Genomic DNA, 25,592 nt, shown 5'->3' on the forward strand with positions numbered 1-25,592 from the left:
CCCCCCACGTTAAACTCGACCTTGATCCCGAAATATTCATTTAGTTTGAGCAGATTTCCACCGGATGGATTAGCGATTTGCGGAAAACTGGATCCCCCTGAAACTTCTGTCGTTAATCCCAAAATGAGGCCAGTACAGTCGCAGGTAGCAGAGCTGGTCGTAGAGAAGGCGGTGGGGCCGCTGGTTGCACCAGGCTGGTAGAGGGTATTGGTGGTACTGATGGGCCCGGTCGCCACAAAGGAGCTGGTACATTGACCAATGACGGCATGAGCCCTGGGCTGCCATAGCAGGCAGCCCAGCAGCAAGGCTCCCATCAACCAGAGGCTCGACCTACCCGGCCAATCGCGTCCCACTTGCTCAGTCATGCGTATTCCCCCCCTCCTTGCCGGGCACAAACCCCTGCTCATGATAGGTGCCATCGTCATCAATCCAGCGCGCACGCCCCTGGATGGCAGTAGCCCCCCCCCCGTGAAGCGGGATTTTCAGCATCCCATAGGGCGGAATAAGGCCAGCCTGCTGCCAGCCAAGCCTGCGTGAACCCGCCTCGATCCACACCTCGCTCAGGCTGATATAAAAAGGGCCCGGATTGCTGACCCTCAAACCATCGGCCAGCACCCGCCAATCGAGCAGAGCAACGGCATCCGCCACCCGCCCCTGCAAGCCGGGGGGGCGGTAGAACAGCTTGATCCGGGTGCGATAGGCGAGCTGCACGCTGGCCTGGGAGGTGCTCGCCTTGGGCGGCAACCCCAGCACATTGAGCCAGAACAGGGACTCCCTGTCCTGAGGCAGCAGCGCCAGATCCTCGGCCCCTAGGATGCGCAGGCTCTGCCCCTTCTGCGGCCCCAGCCGCATCATGGGGGGGGCCACCAGGAAAGGGGTCGAGACCTCGGCCGGCCCCTGCTGCTCGTCCCCCCCGTCGACCCAGGCCTGCAGCAGGCTGGGCTCGGTGCCATCGTTGCGCACCAGCAGACTGGCCTCCCCCCCCTGATAGACGAGCCGGGTACGGGTCAGATTGAGCGCCGCCTCCCCCGCGAGTCCCCACAGCAAGGCGATCAGGCACAGAGTCCCACGCACGCAGATGGTCATGAGTCCCCCGAGCCGATGCAACGGGCTCTTACCTGCTGATAGGGCACCGCCGGATCCGGTTTTGGCATCCGGTAATCCAGCTTGCACTGCTGGTTCGACTCCTCTCCCCACTGGACATAGAGAGCCCCTTGCTCGCCGCGCACGAAGACGAGGCCCCCCTGCCCCACCACGGCCACTGAGCCACCGTCACCATCGACCACCTCGGCACCGAAGGGGGGGCTGGAGCCGTCCTGCCGCAGCACCTTGAGCAGCAGCGGCTGGCCGAGGTGGGTCTCATAGTCCAGCTTGACGATGGCACCGCGGCGCGGCGCCACCATCTGGGCGCTGCCCTCTATCTCCACGTCCAGCGGCAAGCCGCTCGGATCCAGGCTGATGACATTGGTGCGATAGGGGTTGAGCCCCGCCAGCACTGCGTAACCATCTCCATCGATTTCACTGCCCATGCCCTGGCTTATCTTGGCACCCTGGGCGCCCTTTGCCTCCACCAGCGCCATCGTCTCCCCCTGACTCTGTCCCAGCACCCAGCCATCCTCGTGCACCAGCAGGGTTCCCTTGGCCGAGGCCACATACTGGGAGTAACCCTCCCCCTGACTGGTACTGATCCCGAGCTGGGTGGTCGCCGCCTGATACTGCAGATTGGCGCCATAACCCTGATTGCCGGCCCCGCTCCCCTGCCCCTGGCTGCCGTAGAGGCCGTAGTAGAGGCGGCCATCCTGGGTCCCGCCGTTGAGGTCCAGCCTGGCGCTGTAGCCCTGCCCCTCCTGGTAGGAAAGGGTGCTGCTCAGGCGGGGAGAGCCGAGCCTGTTGCCGATGGGGATGCTGAGACTCAGCATGTATTGATCCCCCACCCCGTCGTCCAGGGAGTGGCTGGCGGAGAGCGTCAGGTTGCCCCAGTCAAACCCCCGGTTATAGCCGAGCTGGAAACTGCTGCTCTCGGTCTGGCCGCCCCAATAGTCACGACGGATCCCGTTGAAGTAGAGATCCCCCCAGTCCCCTATCGGCTGATTGATGTTGAGCTGGAAGCGATTGCGCTCCCGCTGCAGCTGATCGAAGCTCTGCGACTGGGCCGCCGCCACGTCGGCCAGGTCGAGATAGCCTTCGCTGGAGAAGCGGTAGGCCGCCAGGGTGAAGTAGGTCTGGGTGATATCCATCTGCTTGCTGTAGGTGAGGCGATAGCTCTGACCAGAGGGGGATGAAGGCAAGCCCGAGTCGGCGGGCAGATCCCGCGCCCAGGAGCCGGTGACATCCAAGGCCAGGGCGCCATAATCGGATCCCACGGCGCCCCCCCCAAGCAGGGCACCGTAGTCTTCGGCGGCTATGGTGCCGCCATAGAGGGTCAGGGTGTTGGAGAAGCCGCGCCTGTAGGTGCCTTGCAGGAAGTCAGGGCCATCGGGGCCCGTATCGTTGCGATAGCGCCCCAGGGTCAGGCTGAAACGGGAGCTGTCATCTCGCAGCATCTGCACCACGGAAGAAAATGGCAGGGTGAAGCTGCGGGAGCTGCCATCCGCCTCCGTGATGGTCACGTCCAGATCCCCGGCGAAGCTGGTGGCATAGAGATCATCGATGGCGAAGGCGCCCGGGGCAACCTGGGCCTCATAGATGAGGGTGTTGCCCTGGCGGATGCTGACCCTGGCATTGCTCTGGGCCACGCCGCGCACCACGGGGGCGAAGCCCCGCTCGAAATCCGGCAGCATGGCATCGTCGCTGGCCAGCTGTACGCCGGTGAACGGCACACTGTCGAAGCTGTCCCCGGGAGTGAAGTACTCCCCCAGGGTGAGCTGGGCGGTCCGGGAGGTGACATCTCGCTGAGCATAGCTGTTGAGAGTCTGATAGCTGCCCCCGTCACTGCCTTGCCAGGAGCCGTTGTGGCGCAGCCGCCAGGCCCCGAGATTGATGCCGGCATTGAGGTTGACGCTGTTGCTGAACCCCTCGTCGACCCCCTCCTGCTCGCTGTAATAGAGGTTGGCGTTGTAGCCGACGAAGGCCGCGTCGATCCCCTGGACCCACTGCTCGGGCCCCACATAATCGCGCCTGACCCGCCCCAGATAGGCCTGGGGCAAGCTAAGTGTCCCGCTCAGGCTCGCCAGATCGAAGCCGAAACTGGCCCCAGGCACCAGCGACTCCACCCTGATGCAGTCGCTTTGCAACTGCTGCTTCACCGAGGGCTGGTTCGGCAACTTGTCCACCAGCAGGCCCCACTGCTTGAGCTGATCCTGTTTGAAGCAAAACAGCGGGATCTTGGGATCCGGGCCCGCTCTCACCTCCACTTGCTGGCTCAGGGAAACCTTGCCATTGAGGGTGATGTCGAGCTGATAGAGGCCGGGAGGGATGAAGTCGGCGCGGGTGAAACGGGCGAGATCTATGTTCACCCCCAGGCTGTCGAGCAGGCGGCTGTCGAACTCCACATCGGGTGCGGGCGCTGTGGCCTGGGTATCAGAGGAGGATTCAGCCGTCTGCGCCATGACGAGGGATCCCCAGAAACATGACAACAGCCAGCATCCCGAGAGGGCTTTCAACCCCCTCGCAACGGGAGGCCTGCAGAATGGTGCGAGACTTGGGGGTGTGCTGGCAATCATGACGCTCCCCCCTCATAACCGGCAGACGTTCCAGACGGGAGGGGGCCAACTTCTTGCACCCCCATCATGACTCGCGCTCAATGGAAGACGAATTGACCCACCTCCCGGGCGCCGTAGTCATTGAGCCAGTAGAAGGTCACCGCCTTGGCATGGGAACTGGCCGGCAACCTGTCCACGGGGAAATCGAAATAGCCCCCCGGCGCCACCATGCCACCGCTCTGGTTGCTGTACTGCCTGGCCTCGGCCGTCTGCAACTCCAGATTACTGATGCTGACATGATAGAGGCTGGGGTTGCTGGCGCGCAGAGCATAGCCCTGCCCCTGCTTGACGAGGCGCCAGGTCAGCCGGTGGGCGGAGCGCTCCACATTGCCAGCCAACCCCTCCGGCCGGTAGAACAGCTTGATGCGCGAGCGAAAGGCGAGCTTGACCTGGTTCTTGTCTACCTGGGTCGATTTGGCGCTGGGGGGAACCTCCAGCACATTCAACCAGAACACCGACTCCCTGTCCCTGGGCAAACCCTGCCCCACGTAGGCAAGGCGCAGAGACTGGCCACGCAGGGCCTCGATACGGGTGATGGGGGGAGTGATGAGAAAGGGCACCGCATCGGCGCCAGGGCGGATGGAGCGATCGCCGGCATCGATCCAGACCTGTACCAGGGAAGGCAGGTTGCCCTTGTTGAGCAATTCCAGCGTGACTTCCCGGACGGCGGCAGGATAGATGACCCGGGAGCCGGAGATCTGGACATAGCCCCAGGCTTGCCAGGGCAGTAACAGCAGCCCCCCGACTATGACCATGTGTCTCACCCAGTCAGGCAACCTCATGGGGCGATTCTCAGTGGTAATCCAGGGAGTAGATGAGATCCGATGAGACCAGACCGGCAACAACGGCACCAGTGGCCACATACTGGGCACTGTAGTAGAGGGTGGCCGTTCCGGCACCGCTGAAATTGACCAAAGAGTTGTTGGTGTTGGTGCGAAGATCGATGGGGCTGCTGTTGGCCGAGAGGATCTGCACCTCCACATTCTGGGCCGGGTTCTTGCCGCCGGCGGCCACTGCCTTGTTGGTCAGGTTGCCCGTGGCCTGGGCCACCCCGACGTTCTCGAAGTAGGCCCGTACCGACCCCGTCACCGGGCAGCCGGTGAGCGCCAGATTGAAGCCCGTCGCCCCCGCGGTCTGGCCTATGCTGGTCAGCGCGTTGGTACTCACAGTGGGCAGGGTCACTATGGCCGAGGCGTTGCCGCCATTGACGGCGATGGCGCAGGTGCCGGCGGTCACTTCACCGTTGATGGTAATGGTGCCATTGAAGGCGGCAGCGGGCAGGGAGACCAGCCCGCCCATGGCGAGTGCAAGTATCGTAGAGCGAGCGTTCGTCTTCATCACAACCTCCACCTGTCTGGATGTCGCTGGCGACTGCCGTTTTCCCTGCCAGTGCAATTTCCTTGTCACCATGGGTGTCATTCAACAACCAATTCATAGTGATACATTAGTAAATAGCACAAAGACGCCGAGCTTGCTCGCCCCCGGATAACATCTTTATTCGGCCCCCTTGTCCGGAGTGACGGACAGTCCGGTGGGAATGTGGCATCATTTTCCCCCTCAGATTTCATCCGCTTTTTTTCATGGAGCCTTCATGCGCCGCCTCTTGTGTCTTGTCCTGCTGCTTTGCAGCGCCCAGCTCCATGCCGAGCCCGGTTTCATCAGTCGCCTGCTCAACCATCCCGTCCCCGGCGGGGTGGCCGTGGTGCCGCTGGGAGACGGGGCCGAGGCTCCCGGCGTCCGCTATCAGGGCAAACCCGTGCTGGTGGTGCGAGAAGAGGGTCGTCGCTGGATAGCCATAGTCGGCATCCCCCTCAAGAGCGCCGCCGGTGTCCAGCAGCTGACCCTGAGTGATGGCCGGCAGCTCAGCTTCACCGTGGGTACCAAGCACTACCGCGAACAACACATCAAGTTGAAGAACACGCGCCAGGTCAATCCGCTGGCCGAGGACATGGCGCGCATCAACCGGGAGCTGGCGGAACAGACCAAGGCCTACCAGACCTTCAGCCCGGCCCAGCCCAGCAACCTGATGTTCGACAAACCGGTCAACGGCCCCCTCTCCAGCCCCTTCGGCCTGCGCCGCTTCTTCAACGGCGAGGAGCGCAATCCCCACTCCGGTCTCGACTTCGCGGTCGGCGCCGGCACCCCCATCAAGTCTCCGGCGGCGGGCAAGGTGATCCTGATTGGCGACTACTTCTTCAACGGCAATACGGTGTTCGTCGATCACGGCCAGGGGCTCATCAGCATGTTCTGCCATATGTCCAAGGTGGACGTGAAACTGGGCCAGAGCCTGCCAAGGGGCGGCATCATCGGCCGGGTCGGCGCCACCGGCCGCGCCACCGGGCCCCACATGCACTGGAACGTCAGCCTGAACGATACCCGCGTCGATCCCGCCATCTTCATCGGGGCCTTCAAGCCCTGAGGCGTTTTCCATGACAAGAGAGGCAGCCCAGGGCTGCCTCTCTTGTCTCTGATAATTGCGCCGCGTCGATCACTGCGCCCTTGACGCCCCGGCATGCAGTGCCGCCTCCTTGCCCATGGCACGCCACATCAGCAAGACCAGCACTGTGCTGCAGGTGGGGAGCGCCAGCCAGACCCCGGCGACCCCCCACAGGGAGGAGAAGCCCCACAGGAAGCCGCCGATCAGCACCAGCTTGCCACCGGTGAGCAGGGAGGCGATGCGGGCCCGGTTGATGGCCTGGAAGTAGACGGCCCCCACCAGCAGCAAGCCCTCCATGGGCAGACCCCAGAAGTAGAGCCAGATACCGAGGGTCGCCACCGGCAGCAGGGCCGCGTTGTCTCCGGCAAACAGATAAACCACCCCCTCCGGCCAGATATAGAGCGGGATCATGCCGCACAGCGCCACCACCAGGGTCACTCCCAGCGCCAGGTTGCGCACTTTCAGTACCCGCTGCCAGTTGCCGGCCCCGGCATTGAAGCTGGCGATGGGCTGGATGCCCATGGCGATCCCCTCGAAGATGAGATAGAAGAAGGCCTCGCTGTAGCTGAGCACCCCGTAAGCGGCCACATGCAGCGAGGTCCCCACCGCGAGCAGCGCCTTGTTGTGCAGCGCCAGCACCACCGACAGATAGAGGTACATCAAAAAGCTCGACACCCCGAGTCGCAGGGTTTCCCCCATCAGCCGCCAATCCGGTATCAGGGTATCCCAGCGGATACGCAACTGGCTGCGAGGGGTAAAGAAGTGCCACAGACACAGGCCGCCGGTCACCGCCTGGGAGAGCATGGTGGCGATGGCCGCCCCCGCCAGCCCCCAGGGGATCACCGCCATCAGCAGGTAGTCGAGCAGCACGTTGAGCACGCCGCCACCCACCAGGATCCAGGTGGTGAGGCCGGGGCGGCCGTCGTTGCGCAGCAGGGCGGTGAAGGCCATGGAGAGCACGGCGAAGACCCCGAGCCAGGCGTACCACTGCAGATAGGCGAGGCCGGCGTCGAAGATGACCCCTTCGGCCCCCATCCAGGCCAGCATATCGTCCCCATAGCGGATGCCGATGAAGGCGAGCACGGCGGACGCTACCAACACCATCACCAGCGCATTGCCGACGATGTGCCGCGCCCTGGCCTGTTCCCCCTTGCCCAGATAGAAGGAGGCAAGGGACGAGGAGCCCATGCCGATCAGCGCCCCCACCGCATAGAGCACGGCGCAGATGGGATAGGCCAGCATCATGCCCGCCAGACCGTCCTGCCCCAGGATATGGCCGACGAAGATGCCATCTATGGTGACATAGACGCCGGTGACCAGCATGGCCGCCACCGTCGGGGTGACATAGCGCAGGAAGAGGCGGGAAAGGGGCGCCGTGCCCAGATCGAGGGTGGACATAGGATGCTCAGCAATAGGGGAGAAACGAGCGGGATAATAGCCAAACAAAGCCCTGAGTACCCGTTATTTGTGTTGAGAATCATTAATATGGAAAACTTTACCCACCTCGCCCCCTGCTTTAGGCTAGGGCCAACTCTCATGAACGGAAACGTGCGCCATGTTGCAACGCCTGCTCTGTCTGATGCTCTGTCTCAGCCTGCTCCCCTTTTTCGCCAAGGCCGACGACGCCATCACCCAGGTCGAGGAGCTGTTGCAGAACGTGCCCAAGACCGAGAGTCCGGAAAACCAGCAGCTGAGGGAGAGCTACCAGCAGGCGCTGCAATACGCCCGCGACGCCCAGCGCTACCGGGAGCAGGGCAAGGCCTATCAGCAGCTCCTCATCGACTACCCCAAGGAGTCGGCGCGCCTCAAGGAGAGCCTGCACAACTACCAGCCCCAGTCCCGCCCCTCCCTCGCCTCCCTCAAGGAAGATGCCCTGCGCCAGGCCATCAGCCTGAGCAGCAACCGCCAGCTCAACCTGCGCAAGGAGCGCCAGGGGGTGACCGATGCCCTCAACCAGCTGGAGAGCACGGGCCAGGAGTATCACCAGCGGGTCGACGAGCTGCGCAAGCAGTTGCAGCAGACCCGCACCCAGCTCGATCGCCTCAGCTTCAGCAGCGGCTCGGATCGGCTGCAGGAGGCCCAGCAGCTGGCGACCCGGCTCAAGGAGCAGAGCCTGTCCGACCGGATCCAGATGCTGGAGCTGGAGCAGCTCTCCGCCCAGCAGCGCAACGATCTCGGCAAGCTGAAGCTGCAGGAGCTCAACCTCGCCATCACCGACGAGGACGAGTGGCAGGCCAGCCTGCTCGCCCAGCAGAACCAGCTGCGGCGGGAGAAGACCGAGCTGGCGCTGGCCGAGAGCGATCGACTGCGCAGGCAGCTCACCTCGGACTTGCCCCTGCTGCAGGAGCAGCAGCAACAGAACCAGGCCCTCTCCATCCAGCTCGGCGCCCTCGAGGATCAGATTGAGCGGGTGCAGGATGAACAGCGCGGGGTCGACAAGTCCCTCTCCGGCCTGAATGACCTGGTCAACTCGGTGCGCGAACAGCTGGAGTGGCTGCAGATCAGCAACGCCTATGGGGAAAACCTGCGCAGCAAGCTCGCCGATCTGCCCGCCTATTTCCCCCTGGACAAGCTGGAGTCCGCCATCGTCAAGGCCCGCATGGCCAAGTACCAGTACGAGACCGAGCAGGATGCCCTCAAGGATCCCGCCCAGGTGCGCAACAACCTGCTGGAGGGGGTAAGCCTCGACCGGGCTCAGCGCTCCGTGCTGGACAACCTGCTCAAGGCCAGGCGGCAGCTGCTGACCCGGCTCAACGACGCCTCCGACACCCTGATCCAGGAGCAGACCCGGCTCAAGCTCATCTACAGCCGCCAGAACAGCAAGATCGATGAGGTGCGCGAACTCAGCGCCAGCCACCTGTTCTGGATGCCGGACGTGCGCCCCCTGAGCCCCGCCGTGCTGCTCGGCGTCCCCGCCGCCCTGGGGCTGGCCCTGGATCCGATCAACTGGCTGCAACTGCCGAAGGCCATCGCCGACAACAGTCCCATGAGCCTGACTCTGGCGGGACTCGGCCTGCTGGGCCTGATCTGGTGCTGGGTGAAACTCGCCCTCCACCTGACGGAGTACAGCCAGTACATAGCCCCGCGTATCGGCAAGGTGACCCAGGACAAGTTCAGCCTCACCAGCCGGCTGCTGATCCGCTCCCTGCTGGCGGCCCTGCCCCTGCCCGCCATGGTGCTGATGCTCCACGGTCTGCTGGATAGCGCCTGGCAATACCCGTTCGCGGTGGCGGTGGCCCGCGGTCTCGGGGAGATCTGGTTCCTGCTGCTGGCCCTGCTGGTGGCCCGCCACCTCACCCTGGACAAGGGGATCCTGATCCTGCATTTTCGCTGGCAGAAAGAGCGGGTGCAGCGGGTCTGGGGCCAGTTCCGCACCCTGCTGCTGGTGCTGATCCCCTGCTTCTTCGTGCAGGGCATGGCCAGCAGCTATCAGGAGCACGCCTTCTACGACTCCCTCGGCCGGTTGGCCTTCATCGTCGGCGCCCTCTGGCTGCTGCTGTTCTTCGCCCGCCTCAACCGGGAGCGGCTGCCGCTGACCTGGGGCCAGGCCGACATGAGCAAGCCCCACCTGCTGCACCACTTCATCTGGAACAGCCTGATGCTGGCCCCCCTGCTGGCGGTGCTAGGCTCCCTGTTCGGCTACTTCTATACTTCCCGCACCCTGCTGCGCCAGCTGGAGCTGAGCCTGCTGACCGGGCTCGGCTGCCTGCTCGTCTACTACCTGGCCCACCGCTGGATGCTGATCCAGCGCCGCCGGCTCGCCTTCGATCGGGCCAAGCACAAGCGGGCGGAGATCCTGGCCCAGCGGGAGCGGGACGAGGAGGATCTCAGCTCGGAGATCCCCGACGTGGTGGACGAACCCGAGCTGGATCTGGACACCATCAGCGCCCAGTCCCTCGGTCTGGTGCGCACCCTGCTGATGCTGGGCTTCACCATGCTGGTGCTGGTGCAATGGTCGGATCTCAACTCTGCGTTCAGCTTCCTCAGTAGCATCGAGGTGTGGCAGGTGAGCAGCAAGGTGGCGGGCATAGAGCAGCTCTCCGCCATCACCCTGCAGGATCTGATGCTGACCGCCTTCGTCTTCATTCTGACCGTGGTCACCGCCCGCAATCTGCCCGGGCTGATGGAGCTCAGCCTGCTCCAGCACCTGAGCCTCTCCCCCGGCACCGGCTTCGCCCTGACCACGGTCAGCAAGTACCTGGTGCTGCTGATCGGCGCCCTCACCGGTTTCTCCATGCTCGGCATCGACTGGTCCAAGACCCAGTGGCTGGTGGCGGCCCTCTCGGTGGGGCTGGGCTTCGGTCTGCAGGAGATCTTCGCGAACTTCGTCTCCGGCCTCATCATCTTGTTCGAGAAACCGATCCGGCTCGGTGACACCGTCACCATCCGGGATCTCACCGGCACCGTCACCAAGATCAAGACCCGCGCCACCACTATCGTGGACTGGGACAGGAAGGAGATCATAGTCCCCAACAAGGCCTTCATCACGGAGCAGTTCATCAACTGGTCCCTGTCCGACGCCATCACCCGGGTCAAGCTGCGCATCCGCATCGGCCTGACCCAGGATCCCAAGCGGGTGCAGCAGTTGCTGGAGCAGTGCGTGCAGGAGTCCACCCTGGTGCTGGATACCCCCACCCCGGAGGTGTTCCTCATCGAGTTCACCGACTCGGCCCTCATCTACGAGATCCGGCTCTACGTCAACAACATGGATCACCGCATGCCGATCACTCATGAGGTGCATTCGCTGATCCTGGAAAAACTGCATCAATTAGGCATGCATCTGCCCCACCAGCAGATCGATATCAGGATGAGTCGGGGGTGATCGTGCCGCACAGGGATCACCGCATGTCCCCATGCGCCCACGAGGTCCATTCGCTGATCCTGGAAAAACTGACAGCGCTAGGCATGCATCTGCCCCATCAGCAGATAGACATTCGAATGAGCCGGGGCTAACACTGGGGCTCAGCCCGGAGACAGGAGTGACATTAATGCAGATCATTGCCCATCGGGGCGCCAGCGGGCTGGCGCCGGAGAACACCCTCAGGGCCATGGCGCTCGCCATCGAACTCGGTGCCGGCGCCATCGAGCTGGACGTGCAGCAGGCCGACGGCGAGCTCTGGGTCTTTCACGACAGGCGGCTGGAGCGCTGCACCGACGGACGCGGAGTGCTCAGCGAGCAATCCCGCGCTTATATAGAGAGCCTGGACGCGGGCCAGGGGGAGCGGATCCCGACCCTGTGGCAGGTGATGAGCCTGATCGCGGGGCGCTGCGAGTTGCACATCGAGCTCAAGGGGCCCCATACCGCCGAGGCCGTGGCGGCCCTCACCCACCGCGCCGAGGTGGAGCTTGGCTTCAGCCCGGCCCAGTGGGTCGTCTCCTCCTTCCATCACCCCGAGCTCGCACGCTTCAAGGCATTGCGGCCGGAGATCCGGCTTGGTGCCCTGACCGCCAACCTGCCGCTCCAGCTGGCCCAATTTGCCGAGCGACTCGGGGCCTGGTCCCTCAATTGCGACGTGGACTTCGTGGATGCGGATCTGGTGGCGGATGCCCACCAACGAGGGTTAAAGGTTCTGGTCTATACGGTCGATGAGATGAGTGACAGAGACACACTCGCGGCCATGGGTGTCGATGGCATCTTTACCAACCGACCGGATCGATTCAAGTGAGTATTGGCGCGGCCTGGCGGGCCATGGGGAGGTGAAAAAAAACTGAAAATAAGTGCGCATCGGGATATATAAAGTGCCATTTCAGCCGATACATGATCGGCCCATAACAATAACAGACACCACACAGATCTCAGATTGACGCTCACAAGGATGTAACCATGAATCTATCCATCAAGAACAAGCTGGTCCTCGCCATCGGGACCATCATTTTGCTCATCACTGGCCTGCAGGTCTGGTACAACACCACCCAGCTGCGCAGCGAAACCCAGCGTCTGATCTGGAGCTTCATCGACGACAGCTCCGCCGCCAACGTCAAGGGGATCTCCCGCTGGCTCGACGCCCGCATCAGCATGGTGACCTCCACCAAGGAGGCCTTCGCCAAGGAGGATGAGCCCATCAGCCACCTGGCCCAGTCCATGCACGCGGGCAACTTCGACCTGGTCTACGTGGGCACCCAGGATGGCCGCATGATCCAGAGCAAGCAGACCGATCTGCCAGCCGGCTATGATCCCCGTCAGCGTCCCTGGTACAAGGACGCCACGGCGGCCGGCAAGCTCGCCATCACGGCCCCCTATGCCGACGCCGCCTCGGGCAACCTCATCATCACCATCGCCGAACCCTTCACTCGCGGCAACACCCAGGGGGTGATCGCCGGTGACGTCTCCATCGACGGCCTGGTCAAGGACGTGCTGGCCATGAACTCGGAGGGCACCTACGCCATCCTGGTGGACAGCAACGGCACCATCATCGCCCACCCGGACAAGGGGCTGACCCTGAAGCAGGCCACCATCCTCTCCCCCGAGCTGACCGCCGCCAAGGTCAACGAGCTGGCCCACGACAACACCATCTCCGAGATGGAGATCAGCGGCAAGGCGAGCGTCTTCGACCTGACCGAGATCCCCAACACCAACTGGTATTTCGGCATCGTCGTTGACGAGGCGGTGGCCTATCAGTCCGTCTCCCGCATGGTCACCTCGGCCCTGCTGCAGGGGCTGCTGACCATCCTCATCGTGGCGGGCTTCTCCTACGTGGCCATCAACGGCTCCCTGGCACCGCTGAAAACCCTGGGTGACGCCATCGCGGATCTCTCCCGCGGCAACGGCGATCTGACCCGCCGCATCAAGATCGAACGCCAGGACGAGGTGGGGGCCGTCGCCGGCCACGTCAACACCTTCATCGAGCGCATCCACGTGATGGTGCAGGACATCTCCAACTCCTCCGGTCAGCTGAACCAGCAGGCCAGGTCCTCCCACGACATGGCGGAGAAGTCCAACCAGGGGCTGGCACGCCAGCAGAACGAGATCTCCCAGATTGCGACCGCGGTGCACGAGATGTCCGCCACCGCGGTGGAGGTGGCCAGCAACGCCGAGCAGACCGCCGAGGCGGCCCGCAGCAGCTCCAGCAGCTGCGAACACGGCAAGCAGGTGATCGCCCGCAACCAGCGCTCCATCACGGATCTGGCGACCCAGGTCAAGCAGGCCTCCGGCATCATCCAGGAGCTGGAGAAGAACGCTCAGGAGATCAACACCATACTCTCCACCATCCAGGGCATCGCCGAGCAGACCAACCTGCTGGCGCTGAACGCCGCCATCGAGGCGGCCCGGGCCGGGGAACAGGGTCGCGGCTTCGCCGTGGTGGCGGACGAGGTGCGGGTGCTGTCCCAGCGCACCCACAGCTCCACCGTCGAGATCCGCAGCATGATAGAGACACTGCAGCGCAACACCCAGGGCGCCGTCAGCACCATGCACGAAGGCCAGCTGCTGGCCCAGAACAGCGTGGAAGACGCGAACGATGCCACCCAGGCCCTGGAGCAGATCACCACTTCCATCAACCAGATCTCCGACATGGCGACCCAGATCTCCAGCGCCGCCGAGGAGCAGCGAGCGGTGACCGACGAGGTCAGCCGCAACATCCAGGCGGTCAAGGACGTCTCGGACGAGCTGGCGGTGGATGCGGACAGCTCCCGCAATCTGTCGGCACAGCTCAAAAATATCTCAGGCGAGCTGAACAATCAGGTGGGCATGTTCCGGATTTGATCCCATTCCGATACGTCAGACAACGAGGGCCTTATGGGCCCTCTTTTTTTATAAAACCCTTTTCATTTCAATGGTTATAATTGCCCTTCAGACTCTCTTTGCTGTGATCTGCCTCCCCCTTCGGCCAAGGAGATGACGCATAAGAATCCCATCATGGCTATATTCGCATTACTTTTTCGAAGCCTTTTGGCCACAAACAAGATGTGAATAATTATTATTAAATTTTCTTGATAAAAAACTTAAAAACTTTATGGGTAATACCTAAAAAGAGAGGTGTTTCTCATTTTCCTGAAAGAAAAATACGTACAATCTTGGGGTTAAAGCAATGAAGGCAATGGCTGTGGCCGATCCGGCTCATCGACGGATGGCGATAATGACGGCATTTTTCTCCAAGGAATGGGGTGGTTTCAACGAAAACCACCATTGCCACGCACTAAAACAAAGCAATTTGACTTGCATCAAGCCTGAATTTTTTTCATAGAGCAAAATCGTGCCCAGCAAATCTATCCCTAAGGAGGCAGATGTGGATATTATCAAGACCGATGTCGCCATCATCGGTGCCGGTGGTGGTGGCCTGCGTGCCGCTATCGCCATAGCGGAGGCTCACCCGGAGCTTGAAATCGCCCTGATTTCCAAGGTCTACCCGATGCGCAGCCACACTGTGGCCGCAGAAGGTGGCGCCGCCGGTGTCGTCCGTGATGATGACTCCCTCGAGAACCACTTCAACGACACCGTATCCGGTGGCGACTGGTTGTGTGAGCAGGACGTGGTCGATTACTTCGTCAACAACGCCACCAACGAGATGATCCAGCTGGAGCACTGGGGCTGCCCCTGGAGCCGCAAGCCGGACGGCAAGGCGAACGTGCGCCGCTTCGGCGGGATGAAGATCCCCCGCACCTGGTTTGCCGCCGACAAGTCCGGTTTCCACATCCTGCACACCCTGTTCCAGACCTCCATCAAGTACCCGAGCATCAAGCGCTTCGACGAGCACTTCTGCATGGACTTGATCGTGGAAGATGGCCGCGTCCAGGGCGTGCTGACCTTCGACATCCAGAACGGCATCACCCGCTTCATCCAGGCCAAGTCCGTCATCCTGGCCACCGGTGGCGCCGGCCGTGTCTATCGCTACAACACCAACGGCGGCATCGTCACCGGTGACGGCATGGCGCTGGCCTACCGCCATGGCGTGCCCCTGCGCGACATGGAATTCGTCCAGTATCACCCCACCGGCCTGCCGGGCACCGGCATCCTGATGACCGAAGGTTGTCGTGGTGAGGGTGGCATCCTGGTGAACAAGGATGGCTACCGCTACCTGCAAGACTACGGCCTGGGCCCGGAAACCCCGGTCGGCCAGCCGAAGAACAAACACATGGAGCTGGGTCCCCGCGATCGTCTCTCCCAGGCATTCTGGCAGGAGCAGCAGAAAGGCCGCGTGATCCAGGGCCCCATGGGGGATGTGGTTCACCTGGACCTGCGTCACCTCGGCGAGAAGTACCTGAAAGAGCGTCTGCCCTTCATCTGCGAACTGGCCAAGGCCTATGTGGGTGTGGATCCGGTGAAAGAGCCGATCCCGGTCCGTCCGACCGCCCACTACACCATGGGTGGCATCGAGACCAACGGCCAGTGCGCCACCCGCATGCCGGGTCTGTATGCCCTGGGCGAGTGTGCCTCCGTCGGTCTGCACGGTGCGAACCGTCTGGGCTCCAACTCCCTGTCCGAGATAGTGGTATTTGGCAAGGTGGCCGGTGAGCACGCCGGTGAATTCGCCAAGACCCAGACTCACGGCAACACCGCCGCTCTGGCCGCCAAGGCCGAGGCGCTCATCAAGCAGCACCTCTCCCTGCTCGACATCGACGGCACCGAGAACCCGGCCGATATCCGCAACGAGCTTGGCATGTCCATGGAAGCCGGCGTCGGTATCTACCGTACCGAAGAGCTGATGCAGGGCACCATCGACAAGATCAACGAGCTCAAGGCCCGCTACAAGAAGATCAAGATCAACGACAAGTCCTCCGTCTTCAACACCGACCTGCTGTACGCCATCGAACTGGGCTACATGCTGGACGTGGCCGAAGCCATGGCCCACTCCGCCATCAACCGCAAAGAGTCCCGTGGTTCCCACCAGCGCCTCGACGGTTATGAGGAGCGCGATGACGTGAACTTCCTCAAGCACACTCTCTCCTTCTACAACCAGGAAGGCGTCCCGACCATCGATTACTCCGATGTGAAGATCACTAAATCCCAACCGGCCAAGCGCGTGTACGGTTCCGAGGGTGAGAAACAAGACGAGGCTAAGAAGAATGGCTGAGATGATCGAAATTGAGATCCTGCGCTACCGACCGGAGCAGGACAACGAGCCCTGGATGCAGACCTTCCAGGTGCCCTACCTGAAAGAGATGTCCCTGCTGGACGCCCTGCAGTACATCAAGGATCAGCTGGACTCCACCCTGAGCTTCCGCTGGTCTTGCCGGATGGCGATCTGCGGCTCCTGCGGCATGATGGTCAACGGCATTCCGAAGCTGGGCTGCAAGACCTTCCTGCGGGACTACCTGCCGGGCAAGATGACCATAGAGCCGCTCAACAACTTCCCCATCGAGCGCGACCTGGTGGTGGACATGTCCGACTTCATCGAGAAGCTGGAGAGCATCAAGCCCTACATCATCCCGGCCGAGCCGCGCAGCCTGTGCGACGGCGAGTACACCCAGACCCCGGCGGACATGGCGAAGTATCACCAGTTCTCCATGTGCATCAACTGCGGTCTGTGCTACGCGGCCTGCCCGCAGTACGGCATCAACAAGAAGTTCACCGGTCCGGCGGCCCTGGCTCTGGCCTATCGCTACAACGCCGACAACCGCGACAGCGCGTCCAAGGAGCGGATGAAGATCCTGAGCCAGGACGAGGGCGTCTGGGGCTGTACCTTCGTGGGTTACTGCTCGGAAGTCTGTCCGAAGGGCGTGGATCCGGCCGCCGCCATCCAGCTTGGCAAGGTCGAGAGCGCCAAGGACTACATGATCGCCATGTTCAAGCCGGATTGAGACCAGGAGTGAGACCATGAACAACACCCAGAGCAAACGTAAGCCCTACGTGCGCGAAATGAAGAAAGACTGGTGGCTGAAGAATGCCTTCTACACCGGTTACATGATCCGCGAAGGCACCAGTATCTTCGTCTCCATCTACGCCGTCGTGCTGATGTGGGGCCTGATGCGACTGGTACAGGGTCAGGAGGCGTTCAACGGCTGGCTGGAATCCCTGCAGAGCCCCATCGCCATCCTGTTCCACGTCATCGCGCTGGCAGCCTGCCTGTTCCACGCCAAGACCTGGTTCGCCCTGGCCCCCAAGGCCATGCGTATCTTCCGCGGTGAAGACCTGGTACCGGAGAAGCCGATCGTCATCGCCCAGTACGTGGCACTGGCGGTGGTATCCCTGCTTGTTCTGATCATCGTGGCCTGAGGAGAGAATCATGAGACGTTCTGACGAACCGATTTACTGGGGCCTGTTTGGTGCCGGTGGCATGGTAGTCGCCATGCTGCTGCCGGTGCTGGTCCTCATCACGGGTCTGCTGGTGCCCATGGGCATCATGGACGTGGAGACCATGAGCTACGAGCGCGTGCTCGCCTTCGCCAGCTCCTGGTGGGGTGCCTGCATCCTGCTGGTGGTCATCGCCCTGCCCATCTGGCACGGCATGCACCGGATCTACCACGGCCTGCACGATCTGGGGATCCACACCACCAAGCTGCACCACTATGTGTTCTATGGCTTCGCCTTCCTGGTGTCTGCCATCACGGTCGGTCTGCTGATGGTGCTGGTATTCCAGTAATCCCTCAGTTGCCAGCAACACATAAAAACCGGGCCCAGCGCCCGGTTTTTTTATGGCCGCCCTTCAGCCAGGGTCGCCAGTCTCTCGCCCCGCCAGCAGCCATCCCGCCCCACGAATTAATATTCCAATAAATAGCAGACAAGCATCACAAAACACTGACAACCATATCATTTTCAGAACCCTATCTTGACCCCCATCAAGTTCGCAACACCTCGCTCCACCATAATCAGCAACGATTAAATATTTCTTCATATGGAGCTAGAACATGACTGACAAGAAACGCTCGGTGACCCTGGGCAGTTATCTGGCACTGGCCTTCGCCATTGTCTTCTTCTCGGGGCTGCTGCAGTCCAATCAGTGGTACGGGGTATTCGATTTCACCACCCTCAACGGCTCGTTCGGCACCATGGTGCAGAGCGTCAGCGACAGCGGTGACGGCATCAAGACCGCCATGACCGACATGCGGGGCAAGGGGGGCAACGGTGCCCGGGACGGCTTCCTGTTCGCCCTCACCCTGATCCCCACCGTCATGTTCGCCCTCGGCATGATCAACGTGCTGGAGCACTACGGCGCCCTGGAGGCGGCCCGCAAGCTGCTGACCCCCTTGCTGCGCCCCCTGATGGGGGTCCCGGGCAACACGGGCCTCGCCCTCATCGCCTCCCTGCAGAGCACGGATGCCGGCGCCGCCATGACCCGCCAACTCAAGGATGAGGCGCTCATCACCCAGCGGGAGACCGACGTCTTCACCATGTTCCAGTTCTCCGCCGGCGCCACCATAGTCAACTTCTTCTCCTCCGGCGCCGTGCTCTTCACCCTGACCCTGGCGGACGGCACCCCGGCGGTCGCCTCCTCCATCGGTCTCGCGGTGATCGTGATGTTCGTCTTCAAGTTCGTCGGCGCCAACCTGTTCCGCCTCTACCTCAACCTGACCCAGGGCAAGTCAGACGAGAGCACCACCACTTCATCCGTCCAGGAGCAAGCCAAATGAGCCAGGCCAACGTCAAGAAACCCATAGTCACCGACATCTTCGTGGAAGGGGCCAAGAAGGGCTGGGTCATCGCCACCACCTCCACAGTGCCCAACGTGCTGATGGCCTTCGTCATCATCAAGGCGCTGCAGATCACCGGCGCCCTCGGCGCCATGGGCACGATTTTCGCCCCCATCATGGCCGTCTTCGGCCTGCCCGGTGAGGCCGCCGCCGTGCTGATCGGCGCCTGGATGTCCATGGGGGGGGCGGTCGGCGTGGTCATCACCTTGTTCGATCAGGGCATCCTGACCGGTACCCACATCGCCATCCTGGCCCCCGCCATCTACCTGATGGGCTCCCAGGTGCAGTACGTGGGCCGCATCCTCGGCTGCATCGGTACCGAGGGGCGCTACATCCCCATCATGATCGCCATCTCCGTGCTCAACGCCTTCGGCGCCATGCTGGTGATGAACCTCATCCTCTGACCCCGACTCACCCAATGGCGCCACGGCGCCTGGAGTAATAGATGACTTTTTCGCTCAATGATTACCTGGCCGAGCTGGCCCCCCTCATCAACCTGGATTGCGGCTCCCTGCACAAGCCCGGCATCACCCGGGTCGCCGAGCTGATGGCGGCCAAGTATCAGGCCATGGGTGGCTGGCACATCAGGCAGGTCGACTGCGGCGTCGCGGGTCCGGGTCTCGAGATCCGCAACCAGCCGGACGCCGCGCACATCGACGTCGTGCTGATCGGCCACATGGACACCGTCTTCCCCCTCGGCACCGCCGCCACCCGCCCCATGACGGTCGATGGCGATCGGGCCTATGGCCCCGGCGTCTCCGACATGAAGTCCGGCCTGCTCAACATCGTCTATGCCCTGCGCACCCTGCCCCCTGCGGTGCGGGATCGCCTCAGCCTCTGCGTCTGCATGAACCCGGACGAGGAGATAGGCTCCCTGCACTCCAGCGACTGGCTGGCGGGGGTCGCCCGCCAGGCGCGCCATGTGCTGGTGGCCGAGGCGGCCCGCGCCGATGGCTCCCTGGTCAAGGCCCGCAAGGGGATGGCCCGCTATCGCATCGATTTTCATGGCAAGGCGGCCCATGCCGGCAACGAGCCCGAGAAGGGGCGCAGCGCCATCTCCGAGCTGGGTCACTGGATCCTGGCCATCGACGCCCTCACCGACGTCGAGAGCGGCACCACCCTCAACGTCGGCCTGGTGCAGGGGGGCAATGGCGCCAACATAGTGCCGGCCGAAGCCAGCGCCGTGGTAGACGTGCGTTTCTGGGACAATCAGGCCTATCGGCGGATAGACGATCGACTTCAGACCCTGAGCACTCGCCCCCACGTCGAGGGGGTCGGCATCCGCCTGACCCGGGAGGCTCACAAGCCCGCCATGGTGCCGTCAGAAGGAACTAAAGCCTTGATGCGCCTGGTGGAGGAGTGTGGCGATGAGCTGGGTTTGCCCATCCGTTGGCAGGCGGTCGGCGGCGGCTCGGACGCCAACCTGACCGCCGCCCTCGGCATCCCCACCCTGGATGGACTGGGCCCCATTGGCGCCGGTTTTCACAGCGAGGAGGAGTATCTGGATCTGCCGAGCATAGGGCCCCGCATCGCCCTGCTGCAGCGGCTGCTAACCCGACTGGCAAATTAAGGCGCGCCTCTTGCTAAAAAGCCAGCCGGTTCATACCGGCTGGCTTTTATCCTTGCTGGGGCTGGCGTGACGCCTATGCCTGCCACAAGGCCAGCAGGGGCGCCGGGATGGCGCCAAGGCGCAGGCTCGGAGTCTGGTGCCAATCCGCCAGCTTCTGGATGGCTTTCAAGAGATCCTGGGCCAGGGCCTGGCTCATCTTGACCCCCTCTTCCAGATAGAGGCTCTTGACCTCGAACACCCCCTCCTTGCGGTGGGCCTTGGCATCGAGGCGGCCCACCAGCTTGCCGCGGCGCAGCAGAGGCAGCACGAAGTAGCCGTACTGGCGCTTGGGGGCCGGGGTGTAGCACTCGATGCGATAGTCGAAGCCGAACAGTTCGCTGGCCCGCTTGCGATCCCACACCAGGGGATCGAACGGCGACAGCACGGCGCTGTGGGTCGCCTTGAGGTTACCCTCCTGCGCCAACGCCAATTCGTCCGAGAGGGAGGCGTGTACGAAAGCGCCGTGCTTCCACCCCTCCACCCGCACCGGCAGCAGCTCCCCTTCGTCCGCCAGCCGATGGAGCAATTCATCGTACTTGCCCCGGCGCAGTCGGTAGTAGTCCGCCACCCAGCCTGTCTTGACCAGGCCGAGCGCCCGGCAGCTAGCGCGCACCATGTCCCGCTGCACTCGCTCCGGGCTTGGCAAGTCCCGGGCGTCGTCCCAGTCCGGACGCACCCGCTCGGCGAGATCGTAGATGCGCTGGAAGTTGTGGCGTTCGCTCACCATCAGCTGGCCGGCGGTGAACAGCACCTCCAGATGGCGCTTCTCAGGTTTCCAGTCCCACCAGCCGTTGCCCTTGCCCGTCTTGCGCTCGAAGTCGCTGGCCCGCACAGGACCCTCCTGGCGAACCCGCTCGAGGATCTGCCCTATCTCGTCTTTGTGAGTCTCGAGCCACTGGGCGGAGAACTTCCAGCCCATGGCGGCAGGATCCAGCATGCGGTGGCGCAGCAGCCGGTAGTCCTCACGGGGCACGAAGCAGGCCTCGTGGGCCCAGTATTCGAAGATCTCCCCCCGCGCCAGCAGGCTGTCCAGCCAGCCGGGTTCGTACTGGCCGAGACGGCTGAACAGCACCAGATAGGGGCTGCGCGCCACCACCTGTATGGTGTCTATCTGCAGCAGCGCCATGCGGCGGATGCAGGCCAGCACGTCGGCCGAGGTTGCCTTGCGTCTGGGAGGGGTGAGCAGCCCCTGGGCCGCGAGTTGCAGGTGGCGGGCGTCTTGCAGTGAGAGATGGGGGATGGACATGGCAATACCGGCTCCTTGGTAGCAGGTCATCAGCATGCCCAACTCGGCGGCAAATGGAAACGGCCGCTTCAGGGTTTGGTGAAGACCACCACATCCGGATGGGGGAACTCGACCCCGGCCCGCCAGCGGGTGGCCAGGGTGCGGAACGATGCCTCGGCGAAGAAGGTGATATGGGTAGGATCGTGGCGATAACGCCAGGTGATGAAACGCTCGTCCCCCAGCACCCGCTGGGTCTGCAGCACCAGCAGACCGCCGGGCTTGAGGCAGTTCCAGAGCCGGTCCAGAACCGCCTTGGGGTCGGCGATATGCTCCATCACCTCGGTGCTGGTGATAAAGTCATACTCCCTCTCCAACAACTCGGGCGCGTCGGCGTAGAACTTGTCATAGCCCGCCATCTGGTAACCTGCCTCGCACCCCATGGCGATGAGGGCTGGGCCGGGGCCGCAGCCAAAGTCGAGGCCGCTGGCCGGCGGCGCCAGCCGGCTGGTCACCTCCCCGAAGGCGCGCATCAGGAAGCGGCGATAACCGGGATCGTCCACCCGGTTGTCGTGATCGTCATAGACCGCCTTCTCCGCACGGGCATCCAGGTGATCCGCCGCCTCCAGCCAGACCAGCTCGCAGCCCTGGCAGCGATGGTAGCGCTTGCCCGCCACGGGCAAGGGGTAGCTGTGGGGATGCTCGCAGAGCGGACAGGACGGGGAGGCGGACATCTCGGGTTCTCGCTGTGGCTAAATCAGAGTGCAGATTGCCCGCAGGGTGCCTGCCAGGGGCGGCGCTGACAAGGTTTTTTGCCCCTAGCCCCCTATGATGGCCACGAGACTCTCTTATCGCCCCCTTAAGCCTTCCTTAAGCCTCGCCCGTTAACCTTGAGAGCAATGGGCCAGGTAGCGGTTATCCCCGATGATCGCCCTTGCCCGCTCGCCGCCCTTAGGCCTGCACTCAGATGGACACCTCACCATGAACCTGCAAGGAAAATCCGTGCTGCTCACCGGCGCCAGTGGTGGCATAGGGGAAGTGCTGGCCCAGGAGCTGGCGGCGCAAGGGGCTCACCTGCTGCTGCAGGGGCGCAAGGGCGCCGCACTGGAGCGCCTGCGCCAGGAGCTCCCCCACCCTGAGCGCCACCAGATAGCGATAGCCAACCTCGCCCTCGCCGCCGAACGCGCCCAGTTGTTGCAACACCCGGCTCTGGACGAGGGGCTGGATGTGCTGATCAACAACGCCGCCACCCTCCAGTTCGCCTGGCTGGAGGATCAGAGCATGGAACAGGTGGAACGCCAGCTGCGCCTCAACGTGGAAGCCCCCATCCAGCTCACCCGCGCCCTGCTGCCGAGGCTGCGCAGGCCCGCCATCATCATGAACATCGGGGCCAACCTAGGCGCCGTCGGCCATCCGGGTTACAGCGTCTATTGCGCCAGCAAGTTTGCCCTGCACGGATTTAGCGAGGCCCTGGGCCGCGAGCTGGCAGGCTCCGGCATCCGTGTTCTCCACTTCGCCCCGCGCACCACTCGCACCCGGCTGGATTCCGAGGCCGCCTACGCCATGCACCTGGCCATCGACACCCCCATCGACAGCCCCTATGAAGTAGCCGAACTCGCCATCATAGCCCTGTGCAACGAGACCCGTCGGAGCTGGCTAGGTTGGCCCGAGAGGCTGATGGTGCGTCTCAACGCCCTCTGCCCCTGGCTCATCGACTGGCAGATGGCCCGCAAGGTCCCGCTCATCGAACGCTATGCCCGCCAAGGGCCCGGTGACGCTCAGCACAACGCCCGGTGAGGGTCCCCTGTCACCCCTTATGATGTAAACTGAGGCCGCCCACCTCTGGGGCGGCCTTGAGCTATGGAGAACGACGACGATGCGGATCCTGCTGGTGGAGGATGATGTGATGCTGGGGGATGGCATGCAGGATGCCCTTCGCCACAGTGGCTACACGGTGGATTGGTTGCAGCAAGGGCTGCCGACGCTCGCCGCCCTCAAGAGCGATGAATTTGCCGCCATGATCCTGGATCTCAACCTGCCGGACATCGACGGCCTCAGCCTGCTGCGCAAGCTGCGCCGGGAAGGCCACCAGCTGCCGGTGTTGATCCTCACCGCCCGCGACGCCCTGGATGACAGGGTGATAGGGCTGGACGCCGGCTCCGATGACTACATGGTCAAACCCTTCGCCCTGCAGGAGCTCAATGCCCGCCTGCGGGCCCTGGTACGCCGCAGCAAGGGGCAGGCCCAGGCCAGCCTCAGCTACGGGGAGATCCTGATCCAGCCGGACGCCCAGCAGGTCAGCTACCGGGGAGAGACTGTCAGGCTCACCCCCCATGAGTACAAGATCCTGCTGGAACTGGTGAGCCACTCTGGCCGGGTGCTGAGCAAGGAGCAGCTGCAGCAGAGCCTCTACGGCTGGGACGAGGGGGCCGAGAGCAACGCGGTGGAGGTGCACATCCATCACCTGCGCAAGAAGTTCTACCCCGAGCTCATCCGCAACATCCGCGGCGTCGGCTACATAGTGCCCCCCCTGGACAACCCGCCGAAGGACACCCATTCATGACCCGGGTCCGCTCCATCCGTCGCTTCCTGCTGTCGGGGATCCTGGCCCTGGTCAGCGTCAGCCTCGCCGTCAGCGGCTTCATCGGCTATCTGGAGGCCAACCACGAGATGGAGGAGCTGTTCGATGCCCGTCTCGCCCAGTCTGCCCGCATCACCAATCAGCTGCTGAAGGGCTACATGGCCCAGCACAGCCGCCTGCCCGAGGGGGGAGCCATCTATCAGGAGTGGGAGCAGAGCGCCCCCGAGCCCTACCAGAAAGACACCAGCCTCAATCTGCTGGCGCGGGATCGGGAGTTCACCCCCTACGGCCATGAGTTCGAGCGCAATCTCTACTTCCAGTTGCTCAACGAGCGGGGGGACATACTGCTGCGCTCACCCAGTGCGCCGACCCAGCCACTGACCACGTTGGAGCGCGGTTTCAACAGCGAGACCAAGGATCACCACGAGTGGCGCACCTTTACCCTCTACAACGAGGAGGAGGGCACCTGGCTCATCGCCGCCGAGCGGGATGACGAGCGCGGCGAGCTGGCCAGCACCATGGCCACCCTGACCATGCTGCCGCTGTTCATCACCCTGCCCTTCCTGCTCGGCCTGCTGTGGTGGCTCGTCTCGACGGGGCTCTCCCCCCTGCGCCGGGTCGCCCAGGCCATCAGCGAGCGCCACCCCGCCAACCTGAGCCCGCTCACCCTGACCATCAAGGCCAGGGAGCTGACCCCCATAGTCAACGAGATCAACCGCCTGATGCACACCCTGGCGGACACCATAGCGCGGGAGAAACAGTTCACCAACGAGGCGGCCCACGAGCTGCGCACCCCCCTGGCGGTGCTGCGCATTCACAGCGAGAACCTGATGGCCGCCGAGGATGAGCGCGAGCGCGAGCAGGCCCTGCGCAAGATGTTGCTGGCCCTGGATCGCAGCGATCGGCTGATCCGCCAGCTGCTGACCCAGGCCCGCATCGACAACCAGCAGGCCCTGGCCCTGGTCCCCCTCGATCTCAGCGCCCTGCTGCAGGGGGCCCTGGCCGCCCTGGCCCCCCTAGCGCTGAAGAAGGGGCAGCAGCTCTCCCTGGACGGAGAGGAGCATCTGCAGGTGATGGGCCAGGCCGTGCTGATGGACCTGATGTTCAGCAACCTCATCGACAACGCCCTGCGCTACACCCCGGCCGATGGCGAGATCGCCGTCCTGGTCACTTCGGAGGGGAATCGGGTGAGGGTGGACATCCGGGACAGCGGCCCCGGCATCCCGGCCTCGGCCCTGCCCCGCCTGTGCGAGCGCTTCTTTCGGGTCAATCCCCAGCAGGGAGATGGCGTGGGCCTTGGCATGGCCATAGTCCGGCGCATCGCCGAGCTCCACGGGGCGGATCTGGATGTGCACAACCGCCCCCAGGGCGGGCTCGAGGTCAGCATCTGGCTCCCCATCCCCCACCCCGCCAGCGCCCCTCTCCACCCGCACCAATAGAAAACGGCCCCGTGGGGCCGTTTTCATTCACAGAAG

At 63.4% G+C, this 25,592-nt stretch carries 21 protein-coding genes; 14 read left to right on the top strand and 7 right to left on the bottom strand.

The annotated features are described in order from the left end of the window. Positions 1–357 precede the first annotated feature (357 nt). From ACT5M9_RS06145 to ACT5M9_RS06160, 4 genes are all read right to left on the bottom strand, one after another. A complete protein-coding gene (locus ACT5M9_RS06145) occupies positions 358–1,074 on the bottom strand; it encodes a fimbrial biogenesis chaperone (RefSeq protein WP_457980979.1) in 717 nt (238 codons plus the stop codon). Positions 1,075–1,082: 8 nt separating this feature from the next. Beyond that, a complete protein-coding gene (locus ACT5M9_RS06150; protein ID WP_457980977.1) occupies positions 1,083–3,548 on the bottom strand; it encodes a fimbria/pilus outer membrane usher protein in 2,466 nt (821 codons plus the stop codon). A gap of 191 nt (positions 3,549–3,739) precedes the next feature. Then, positions 3,740–4,456 (bottom strand): fimbria/pilus periplasmic chaperone, encoded by a 717-nt coding sequence (locus ACT5M9_RS06155; RefSeq protein WP_457980975.1) that lies wholly within the window; start codon positions 4,454–4,456, stop codon positions 3,740–3,742. Positions 4,457–4,493: 37 nt separating this feature from the next. Next, positions 4,494–5,039, bottom strand: a complete 546-nt coding sequence (locus ACT5M9_RS06160; protein WP_457980974.1) for a fimbrial protein — start codon at positions 5,037–5,039, stop codon at positions 4,494–4,496. 253 nt (positions 5,040–5,292) lie between these two features. Here ACT5M9_RS06160 and ACT5M9_RS06165 point away from each other — a divergent pair, with 253 nt between their 5' ends. Next, positions 5,293–6,120, top strand: coding sequence for a M23 family metallopeptidase (locus ACT5M9_RS06165; RefSeq protein WP_457980972.1), 828 nt, complete (start codon positions 5,293–5,295; stop codon positions 6,118–6,120). 69 nt (positions 6,121–6,189) lie between these two features. Here ACT5M9_RS06165 and ACT5M9_RS06170 read toward each other — a convergent pair whose 3' ends face one another. Further along, entirely contained in the window at positions 6,190–7,536 is a 1,347-nt protein-coding gene (locus ACT5M9_RS06170) for an MATE family efflux transporter (protein ID WP_457980971.1), read from the bottom strand. 157 nt (positions 7,537–7,693) lie between these two features. On the opposite strand from ACT5M9_RS06170, the gene mscM reads away from it, so the two are divergent. The 10 genes from mscM to ACT5M9_RS06220 all read left to right on the top strand — a co-directional run bounded on the left by mscM (position 7,694) and on the right by ACT5M9_RS06220 (position 20,275). After that, the gene (gene mscM / locus ACT5M9_RS06175; protein WP_457980969.1) at positions 7,694–10,960 is read left to right on the top strand and encodes a miniconductance mechanosensitive channel MscM; all 3,267 of its coding nucleotides are present in this window, start codon (positions 7,694–7,696) and stop codon (positions 10,958–10,960) included. A gap of 166 nt (positions 10,961–11,126) precedes the next feature. Then, positions 11,127–11,804 (top strand): glycerophosphodiester phosphodiesterase, encoded by a 678-nt coding sequence (locus ACT5M9_RS06180; RefSeq protein WP_457980967.1) that lies wholly within the window; start codon positions 11,127–11,129, stop codon positions 11,802–11,804. A gap of 158 nt (positions 11,805–11,962) precedes the next feature. Beyond that, complete coding sequence (locus ACT5M9_RS06185; RefSeq protein WP_457980965.1) at positions 11,963–13,840, top strand: methyl-accepting chemotaxis protein; 1,878 nt, start codon at positions 11,963–11,965, stop codon at positions 13,838–13,840. A gap of 523 nt (positions 13,841–14,363) precedes the next feature. Then, entirely contained in the window at positions 14,364–16,148 is a 1,785-nt protein-coding gene (frdA, locus tag ACT5M9_RS06190; RefSeq protein ID WP_438552006.1) for a fumarate reductase (quinol) flavoprotein subunit, read from the top strand. Continuing rightward, complete coding sequence (locus ACT5M9_RS06195; protein ID WP_457980964.1) at positions 16,141–16,875, top strand: succinate dehydrogenase/fumarate reductase iron-sulfur subunit; 735 nt, start codon at positions 16,141–16,143, stop codon at positions 16,873–16,875. Before frdA ends, ACT5M9_RS06195 begins: the two co-directional genes overlap by 8 nt. Before the next feature lie 16 nt (positions 16,876–16,891). Further along, entirely contained in the window at positions 16,892–17,290 is a 399-nt protein-coding gene (locus tag ACT5M9_RS06200; protein ID WP_438552004.1) for a fumarate reductase subunit C, read from the top strand. A 10-nt stretch (positions 17,291–17,300) separates the two neighbouring features. After that, positions 17,301–17,657, top strand: coding sequence for a fumarate reductase subunit FrdD (gene frdD, locus ACT5M9_RS06205; protein ID WP_100861283.1), 357 nt, complete (start codon positions 17,301–17,303; stop codon positions 17,655–17,657). Positions 17,658–17,922: 265 nt separating this feature from the next. Beyond that, entirely contained in the window at positions 17,923–18,645 is a 723-nt protein-coding gene (locus ACT5M9_RS06210) for a nucleoside recognition domain-containing protein (RefSeq protein WP_457980963.1), read from the top strand. After that, a complete protein-coding gene (locus ACT5M9_RS06215) occupies positions 18,642–19,109 on the top strand; it encodes a YjiG family protein (protein WP_456501317.1) in 468 nt (155 codons plus the stop codon). The genes ACT5M9_RS06210 and ACT5M9_RS06215 overlap by 4 nt, the downstream gene beginning before the upstream one ends. Before the next feature lie 41 nt (positions 19,110–19,150). Then, positions 19,151–20,275 carry a M20 family metallopeptidase gene (locus tag ACT5M9_RS06220; RefSeq protein ID WP_457980961.1) on the top strand — a complete coding sequence of 375 codons (1,125 nt, stop codon included), beginning with the start codon at positions 19,151–19,153 and terminating at the stop codon, positions 20,273–20,275. A 73-nt stretch (positions 20,276–20,348) separates the two neighbouring features. On the opposite strand, the gene ACT5M9_RS06225 is transcribed toward ACT5M9_RS06220, so the two are convergent. Continuing rightward, a complete protein-coding gene (locus tag ACT5M9_RS06225) occupies positions 20,349–21,560 on the bottom strand; it encodes a winged helix-turn-helix domain-containing protein (protein ID WP_457980959.1) in 1,212 nt (403 codons plus the stop codon). Between the two features lie 68 nt (positions 21,561–21,628). Beyond that, the gene (locus tag ACT5M9_RS06230) at positions 21,629–22,270 is read right to left on the bottom strand and encodes a class I SAM-dependent methyltransferase (RefSeq protein ID WP_457980958.1); all 642 of its coding nucleotides are present in this window, start codon (positions 22,268–22,270) and stop codon (positions 21,629–21,631) included. A 247-nt stretch (positions 22,271–22,517) separates the two neighbouring features. On the opposite strand from ACT5M9_RS06230, the gene ACT5M9_RS06235 reads away from it, so the two are divergent. The 3 genes from ACT5M9_RS06235 (at position 22,518) to ACT5M9_RS06245 (ending at position 25,556) form a co-directional block, all read left to right on the top strand. Further along, complete coding sequence (locus ACT5M9_RS06235; protein WP_457980956.1) at positions 22,518–23,333, top strand: SDR family oxidoreductase; 816 nt, start codon at positions 22,518–22,520, stop codon at positions 23,331–23,333. Between the two features lie 79 nt (positions 23,334–23,412). Next, the gene (locus tag ACT5M9_RS06240) at positions 23,413–24,099 is read left to right on the top strand and encodes a response regulator (protein ID WP_457980954.1); all 687 of its coding nucleotides are present in this window, start codon (positions 23,413–23,415) and stop codon (positions 24,097–24,099) included. Beyond that, positions 24,096–25,556, top strand: a complete 1,461-nt coding sequence (locus ACT5M9_RS06245) for an ATP-binding protein (protein WP_457980952.1) — start codon at positions 24,096–24,098, stop codon at positions 25,554–25,556. The genes ACT5M9_RS06240 and ACT5M9_RS06245 overlap by 4 nt, the downstream gene beginning before the upstream one ends. Positions 25,557–25,592 lie beyond the last annotated feature (36 nt).

It is taken from the genome of Aeromonas sp. AE23HZ002T15 (assembly GCF_054165525.2).